The 6,769-nt window shown below is 66.5% G+C and carries 6 protein-coding genes and 1 pseudogene; all 7 read left to right on the plus strand.

What is annotated here, in order from left to right; translation table 11 throughout:
- The first annotated feature begins 82 nt into the window (after positions 1–82).
- Positions 83–1,027, plus strand: a complete 945-nt coding sequence (lhpI, locus tag AC6LJ2_RS25575) for a bifunctional Delta(1)-pyrroline-2-carboxylate/Delta(1)-piperideine-2-carboxylate reductase (protein ID WP_263910950.1) — start codon at positions 83–85, stop codon at positions 1,025–1,027.
- Positions 1,028–1,064: 37 nt separating this feature from the next.
- Positions 1,065–2,219, plus strand: coding sequence for an ABC transporter substrate-binding protein (locus AC6LJ2_RS25580; RefSeq protein WP_263910949.1), 1,155 nt, complete (start codon positions 1,065–1,067; stop codon positions 2,217–2,219).
- Between the two features lie 200 nt (positions 2,220–2,419).
- A complete protein-coding gene (ehuB, locus tag AC6LJ2_RS25585; protein ID WP_263910948.1) occupies positions 2,420–3,325 on the plus strand; it encodes an ectoine/hydroxyectoine ABC transporter substrate-binding protein EhuB in 906 nt (301 codons plus the stop codon).
- 9 nt (positions 3,326–3,334) lie between these two features.
- Positions 3,335–3,988, plus strand: coding sequence for an ectoine/hydroxyectoine ABC transporter permease subunit EhuC (gene ehuC / locus AC6LJ2_RS25590; protein WP_263910947.1), 654 nt, complete (start codon positions 3,335–3,337; stop codon positions 3,986–3,988).
- On the plus strand, positions 3,985–4,656 hold the full coding sequence (ehuD, locus tag AC6LJ2_RS25595) for an ectoine/hydroxyectoine ABC transporter permease subunit EhuD (RefSeq protein WP_263910946.1): 672 nt from the start codon (positions 3,985–3,987) through the stop codon (positions 4,654–4,656). The genes ehuC and ehuD overlap by 4 nt, the downstream gene beginning before the upstream one ends.
- Entirely contained in the window at positions 4,653–5,423 is a 771-nt protein-coding gene (gene ehuA / locus AC6LJ2_RS25600) for an ectoine/hydroxyectoine ABC transporter ATP-binding protein EhuA (RefSeq protein WP_263910944.1), read from the plus strand. Before ehuD ends, ehuA begins: the two co-directional genes overlap by 4 nt.
- A gap of 115 nt (positions 5,424–5,538) precedes the next feature.
- Positions 5,539–6,627: pseudogene (locus tag AC6LJ2_RS25605) on the plus strand (NADH:flavin oxidoreductase/NADH oxidase); the annotation flags it as partial.
- Between the last annotated feature and the right edge of the window lie 142 nt (positions 6,628–6,769).

Here is a 6,769-nt window from a genome sequence, read left to right on the forward strand (position 1 = left end):
GGCTGCGGCCGCCACGCCTTGCCAGCGCGGCACCGCACGGTCACACTTCGGCCTGGTCAACCCGAACAGGCATTGGATACAGATGGTAGTGATCGACACCGAACAAACCCGCCGCGCATTGTCGTTCGATGCGGCGATTCCGGCGTTGCGCGAGGCCTTTCGCCAAGGCGCCCACGTGCCGCCGCGTCACGTGCACGCCATCGAATCCGGCGGCGCGCACGGCACCACGCTGATCATGCCGGCCTGGAACGAGCAGGGCTATTTCGGCGTCAAGGTCATCAACATCTTTCCCGACAACACGCGCCAATCCTTGCCGGGCCTGCACGCCACCTACAACTTGTACAGCGCCCGCACGGGCGTGCCGCTGGCGCAGGTCGACGGCGACCAGGTCACGGTGTTCCGCACCGCTGGCGCCGCTGCGCTGGGCGCCTCGTACCTGGCCCGGCCGGATGCGCGGGTGCTCACCATCGTCGGTTCCGGCCGCATCGCGGGGTTGGTGGCCCAGGCCATGCGCACCGTGCGCCCGATCGACAAGGTGCTGGTCTGGAACCTGCGTCCCGCCGGCGCCGATGCCCTGGCGGCCGCGCTGCGCGAACAGGGCTTCGATGCCGCCAGCACGCCTGACCTCGAACAGGCCGTGCGCCAGTCCGATATCGTCAGTTGCGCCACGCTCTCGACCGAACCGCTGGTGCGCGGCGCCTGGCTGCGCCCCGGCACTCACCTGGACCTGATCGGCAGCTTCAAGCCCGACATGATCGAAACCGACACGGCCTGCTTCGACGGCACCACGGTCTACGTGGACACCGACGAAGCCCCCACCAAGGCGGGCGACCTGCTGGCCGCGTTCCAGGCTGGCGTACTGGCGCGGGACGGCATCCGCGGCACGCTGACCGATCTGGTGCACGGCCGCGCGCCGGGTCGCACCGATCCGCGTGAAATCACCGTGTTCAAGGCCGTGGGCAGCGCGCTGGAAGACCTGACGCTGGCCGCGCTGGTCTACGAGGCCCGCGCCGGTCAGGCAAAATAGCGGCATCCGCATTTCTTCCCTTCTGCGAGTTGCCGTCATGTCCCGCACTTTTCTTCGCTACGCCTGCGCTGTCGCGCTTGTGATTCCCGCCTTGTCCGCCCGCGCCGACATCGTCATCGGCGTGGACGTGTCCACCACCGGCCCGGCCGCGGCGATCGGCATCCAGACCAACAACGCCATCCGCCTGTGGCCCGCCACGCTGGGCGGCCAGCCGGCCCGCTACGTGGTGCTGGACGACGGCACCGACGTCAGCCGGGCCGTCAAGAATCTGCGCAAGCTCACGTCCGAAGACAAGGTCGACGCCATCGTCGGGCCCAACACTACCGCTGCGGCGCTGGCGGCGCTGGACGTGCTGGCCGAAACGCGCACGCCCATGATCGCGCTGGCCGCCTCCAGCGTCATCGTCGAGCCGTTGTCCGACCCCAAGCGCGCCTGGGCGTTCAAAATGCCCCAGAACGATTCGCTGATGGCGACCGTGCTGGTCGACGACATGAAAAAGAAGGGCTTCAAGAACGTGGCCTTCATCGGCTTTGCCGATTCCTATGGCGACAGCTGGTGGAAGGAATTCACGGCCGCGGCGGGCAGCGACCTGAAGATCGTGGCGCAAGAACGCTTCCAGCGCACCGACGCGTCGGTGGTGGGGCAGGTGCTCAAAGTCATTGCTGCCAAGCCCGATGCGGTGCTGATCGCGGGCGCCGGCACGCCGTCGGCGCTGCCGCAGAAAACGCTGCTCGAACGCGGCTACACCGGCACCCTCTACCAGACCCACGGCATCGGCACGCTCGAATTCCTGCAGGTCGGCGGCAAGGACGTCGAAGGCACGCTGTTCCCCACCGGTCCGGGCGTGGTGGCACGCGAGCTGCCGGATTCCAACCCGGTCAAGAAGGTGGCCGTGGCCTTTGCCGACCAATACGAACGCCAGTACGGCGCCAACACGTTGACCCAATTCGCCGGTGACGCCTATGGCGCCTGGATGCTGCTGGATTCCGCCGTGGCGCGCGCCCTCAAGACCGGCGCCAAGCCCGGCACGCCGGAATTCCGGTCTGCGCTGCGCGATGCCCTGGAAAACACCCGCGACCTGGTCGTGCCCAATGGGGTGCTCAATATTTCCAAGGACAACCACCAGGGCTTCGATGAGCGCGCCCGCGTCATGGGTGTCGTGCGCGACGGCAAGTTCTCGTATGCGCAATAGGGGCCGCAAGGGTCAAAAATTGGGGACGACATAGTCGTCTACCCTTCGTAACGTGTTCTAACCTCCCATAGGGCAGGACAGGGGAAAAGCAGGCTGCGGCCTGCTTTTTTTCGTCCATATCATTAGAGGTGAAATGATTTAATGTCGTATCATTTTTAGCGAAGCCATGTACCTAGAAATAAATTCGGGAGAAAACGATCATGACCCTGCGAATGACCCGCCGCCTGCTGCTGGCCCTGAGCCTGGGCCTGTTGGCCGCGTGTTCGGATTCTGGCGGCGACAAGACCGCGGCCGGCAAGGCGCCTGCGGCGGCCAACACGCTGGAGGCCGCCAAGGCAGCCGGCAAGATCCGCATTGGCTACGCCAACGAGGCGCCGTTCGCCTTCATGGACAGCAAAGAGGCCAAGGTCACGGGTGAATCCGTGGAAATTGCGCGGGTCGTGCTCAAGCGCATGGGCATCGACGAGGTCGAGGGCGTGCTGACCGAGTTCGGCTCGCTGATCCCGGGCCTGCAGGCCAAGCGCTTCGACATCATCGCGGCGGGCATGTACGTGACCCCCGAACGATGCGGCCAGGTGGCGTTTTCCGACCCCACCTATGGCGTGGGCGAGGCGTTCCTGGTCAAGCAGGGCAATCCCAAGAACCTGCACAGCTACGAAGACGTGGTGAAGAACCCCGACGCCAGGCTGGGCGTGGTGGTGGGCGCCATCGAGGGCGAATACGCCTCCAAGGTCAAGGTGCCGCCCGGCCAGGTGGTGGTGTTTCCCGATGCCGTCAGCGCGCTGTCCGGCGTGCAGGCGGGCCGCGCCGACGCCTATGCGGCAACCGCCCTGACCATCAATGACCTGATGGGCAAGACCGACGCCGGCAGTGGCCTGGAAAAGGCCGATCCGTTCACCGACCCCGTCATCGACGGCAAGGGCGTGCGAGGTTACGGCGCCTACGCCTTCCGCCCGGACGACAAGGCCTTTGCCGACGCCTTCAACGCCGAATTGGCCAAATTCATCGGCACCGACGAGCACAAGCAATTGGTGGCGCCGTTCGGTTTCACGCCCGAGGAATTGCCTCAGGGGGTCACGGCCGCCAAGCTCTGCGCCGGCCAATAGGAGGCGCCGATGCCGCTCATTCCCGAACATATCGCCGAGCTGGTGCCGCCGCTGCTGGAAGGGCTGGCGGTGACGCTGGAAATCATGGGGGGCGCCGTGGTGCTGGCCGTGCCGCTGGCGCTGGCCGCCGGCATCGGCCGCCTGTCGACGCTGCGGCCGGTGCGCTGGCTGGCGTCGATCTACGTTGAGGTCTTTCGCGGCACCTCGGCCCTGGTGCAGCTTTTCTGGTTCTATTTCGTGCTGCCGCTGTTTGGCGTGCAACTGCCGGCCATGCTGGTGGGCATCGTGGTGCTGGCGTTGAACGCCGGCGCCTACGGGGCGGAAGTGGTGCGCGGCGCGATCCGCGCCGTACCGCCGGGGCAGCGCGAGGCCGGCGTGGCGCTGAACCTGACGCGCGGCCAGATCATGCGCCGCATCGTCGTGCCGCAGGCCATTCCGGCCATGCTGCCGCCGGCCGGCAACCTGCTGATCGAATTGCTCAAGAACACCGCGCTGGTGTCGCTGATCACCATCACCGACCTGACGTTCCGTGGCCAGTTGCTGCGCAGTGAAACCTTGCGCACCACCGAGATCTTCGCGCTGATGCTGTTGATGTATTTCGCCGTGGCGCTCTTGATCACCGCGGGCGTGCGCCTGCTTGAACGGAGGGTCCGCGTCCGATGAAACCGATATTCGACTGGTCCTTCGCACTGGAAATCCTGCCCACCCTGGGCTCGGCGCTCATCATCACCATCCAGGCCACCGTGCTGGGCATGCTCGTGGCCGTGACGCTGGGCCTGGCGTTGGCCCTGCTGCGGCGCTCGCGCCTGGCCATCGTGTCGCTGCCCACGGCATTCGTGATCGAGTTCGTGCGCAGCACGCCGCTGCTGGTGCAGATGTATTTCCTGTTCTACGTGATGCCGCTGACCGGGGTGCAGATGTCGCCCCTGGCGACGGGCATCGTGGCGCTGGGGCTGCACTATGCGACCTATTGCGCCGAGGTCTACCGCGCCGGCATCGAGGCGGTGCCGCGCGGCCAGCTGGAAGCGGCCCGCGCCCTGAACATGTCGCCCTGGCGCACCGCGGTGGGCGTGGTGCTGCCGCAGGCGATTCCGCCGGTGGTGCCGGCGCTGGGCAATTACCTGGTGGCCATGTTCAAGGACACGCCGCTGCTGTCCGCCATCACCGTGGTGGAACTGCTGCAGCAAAGCAAGATGATCGGGTCCAGCACCTTCCGCTACACCGAACCCCTGACCCTGGTCGGCGCGCTGTTCCTGGCGCTCAGCCTGGTCGCGGCGTGGGGCGTGCGCGGCCTGGAGGCCCGACTGCAACGATACGGAGGAAAGCGATGAGCGCAAGCGTCACCATCAAGAACCTGCACAAGCGCTACGGCGATCTCGAGGTGCTGCGCGGCATCAATCTGGAGATCCCGGCCGGCCAGACCGTCGCGGTGATCGGGCCGTCGGGCTCGGGCAAATCGACGCTGCTGCGTGTGCTGATGACGCTGGACCGGCCCACCAGTGGCGATATCGAGATCGACGGCCAGGCCATGTGGACCGACGAACAGGGCCGTCCGGCCGGGCCCAATTCCGAACACCTGCGGCGCGTGCGCGGCAAGATCGGCATGGTGTTCCAGCACTTCAACCTGTTCCCGCACATGACCGCGCTGGGCAACACCATGGAAGCCCCGGTGCACGTGCTGGGCATGTCGCGCGACCAGGCGCGCGAGCGCGCCGTGGAATACCTGGACATGGTGGGCCTGGGCGACAAGCTGGACGTGTATCCCGCGCAGTTGTCGGGCGGGCAGAAGCAGCGCGTCGGCATTGCCCGCGCGCTGGCCATGTGTCCCGAGATCATGCTGTTCGACGAAGTCACGTCGGCGCTCGACCCCGAACTGGTGGGCGGCATCCTGCAGATCCTGCGTGACCTCGCGGCCCGGCGCAGCATGACCATGATCATCGTCACCCACCAGATGAAGTTCGCCGAACGCAGTTCCGACCGGACCCTGTTCTTCGACCAAGGCAACATCGTCGAGGACGCCGAGTCGCAGACGCTGTTCAGCGCGCCGAAAGAGGCGCGCACCCGGCAGTTCCTGGACAGCGTCATCGAAGGGCAGTAGGGCGGCCGGTTCACGGCTTGTCCCTTTAACCCTGTTGCGGCCGTTGGGATTTGCGGGCAGGTGCGGCGGGCGGCGCTATGCTGTGCATCCGCGTCCATCGCCCGGAGTTTCACGCATGAGTCACCTGTTCAGTCCCACGTCAGTCGGCAATGTCGACCTGGTCAATCGCATCGTCATCGCGCCCATGTGCGAGTACTCGGCCGAAGACGGCCGGGCCACCGATTGGCACATGATCCACCTGGGCCACCTGGCCCTGTCGGGCGCGGCGCTGCTGTTCACCGAAGCCACCGCCGTCGAAGCGGACGGCCGCATTTCCCCGGGCGACCTGGGGCTGTGGTCAGACGAAACCGAAGCCGCGCTGGGGCGGGTAGTGCAGGCGGTGCGCCGCTATTCGCCGATCAAACTGGGCATCCAGCTGGGTCACGCCGGCCGCAAGGCGTCCAGCCATGCACCCTGGGAGGGCGGCCAACTGGTGCCGCCGGAACAGGGCGGCTGGCAAGGCTGGGCGCCGTCGGCGATTGCCCACAAGGCATCCGAGCCGCCGCCGCGCGTGCTGGACGCGGCCGGCCTGGCCCGGGTCCGCGATGCGTTCGTGGACAGCGCCCGCCGCGCCATCCGCCTGGGCTTTGACGCGATCGAGCTGCATGCCGCCCACGGCTACCTGCTGCATCAGTTCCTGTCGCCCCTGGCCAACCAGCGCGACGACGAATACGGCGGCTCGCTCGAAAACCGCATGCGCTTTCCGCTGGAAGTCTTTCGCGCGGTGCGCGAGGTCACGCCCGCCTCGGTAGCGCTGGGCGTGCGGGTGTCGGCCACCGACTGGGTCGATGGCGGCTGGGACCTGGAACAGACGCAGGCCTTTGCGCTACGCATCAAGGAATTGGGCGGCGAATTCATCGACGTGTCCAGCGGCGGCGTGTCGTCGCAGCAGCAGATTCCGGTGGGTCCCGGCTACCAGGTGCCGTTCGCCGATGCGATCAAGCGCGCGGTCGGCCTGCCCACCATCACCGTCGGCCTGATCACCGAGGCCCAGCAGGCCGAGGACATCCTGGCCAATGGCCAGGCCGACATGGTGGCGCTGGCCCGCGGCATGCTGTATGACCCGCGCTGGCCGTGGCATGCGGCCGCGCAACTGGGTGGCCAGGTCAGCGCACCGCGTCAGTACTGGCGGTCGCCGCCCCGCGGGCAAAAAAAAAAGTTTGGCGGAAAACGGCTCCGTCCAACCCCACCCCGTCTCTTTTATACATATCCCCGCCCCCCCGACCCTGTTGTGCCCTCCTCTTTCCCTCTTTTTCTTTTAAAAAAAAAAAAAAAGACTCACATGATCAAGTCTCAGTGTGCCTCTA

It is taken from the genome of Achromobacter sp. 1014246743, from assembly GCF_059760725.1.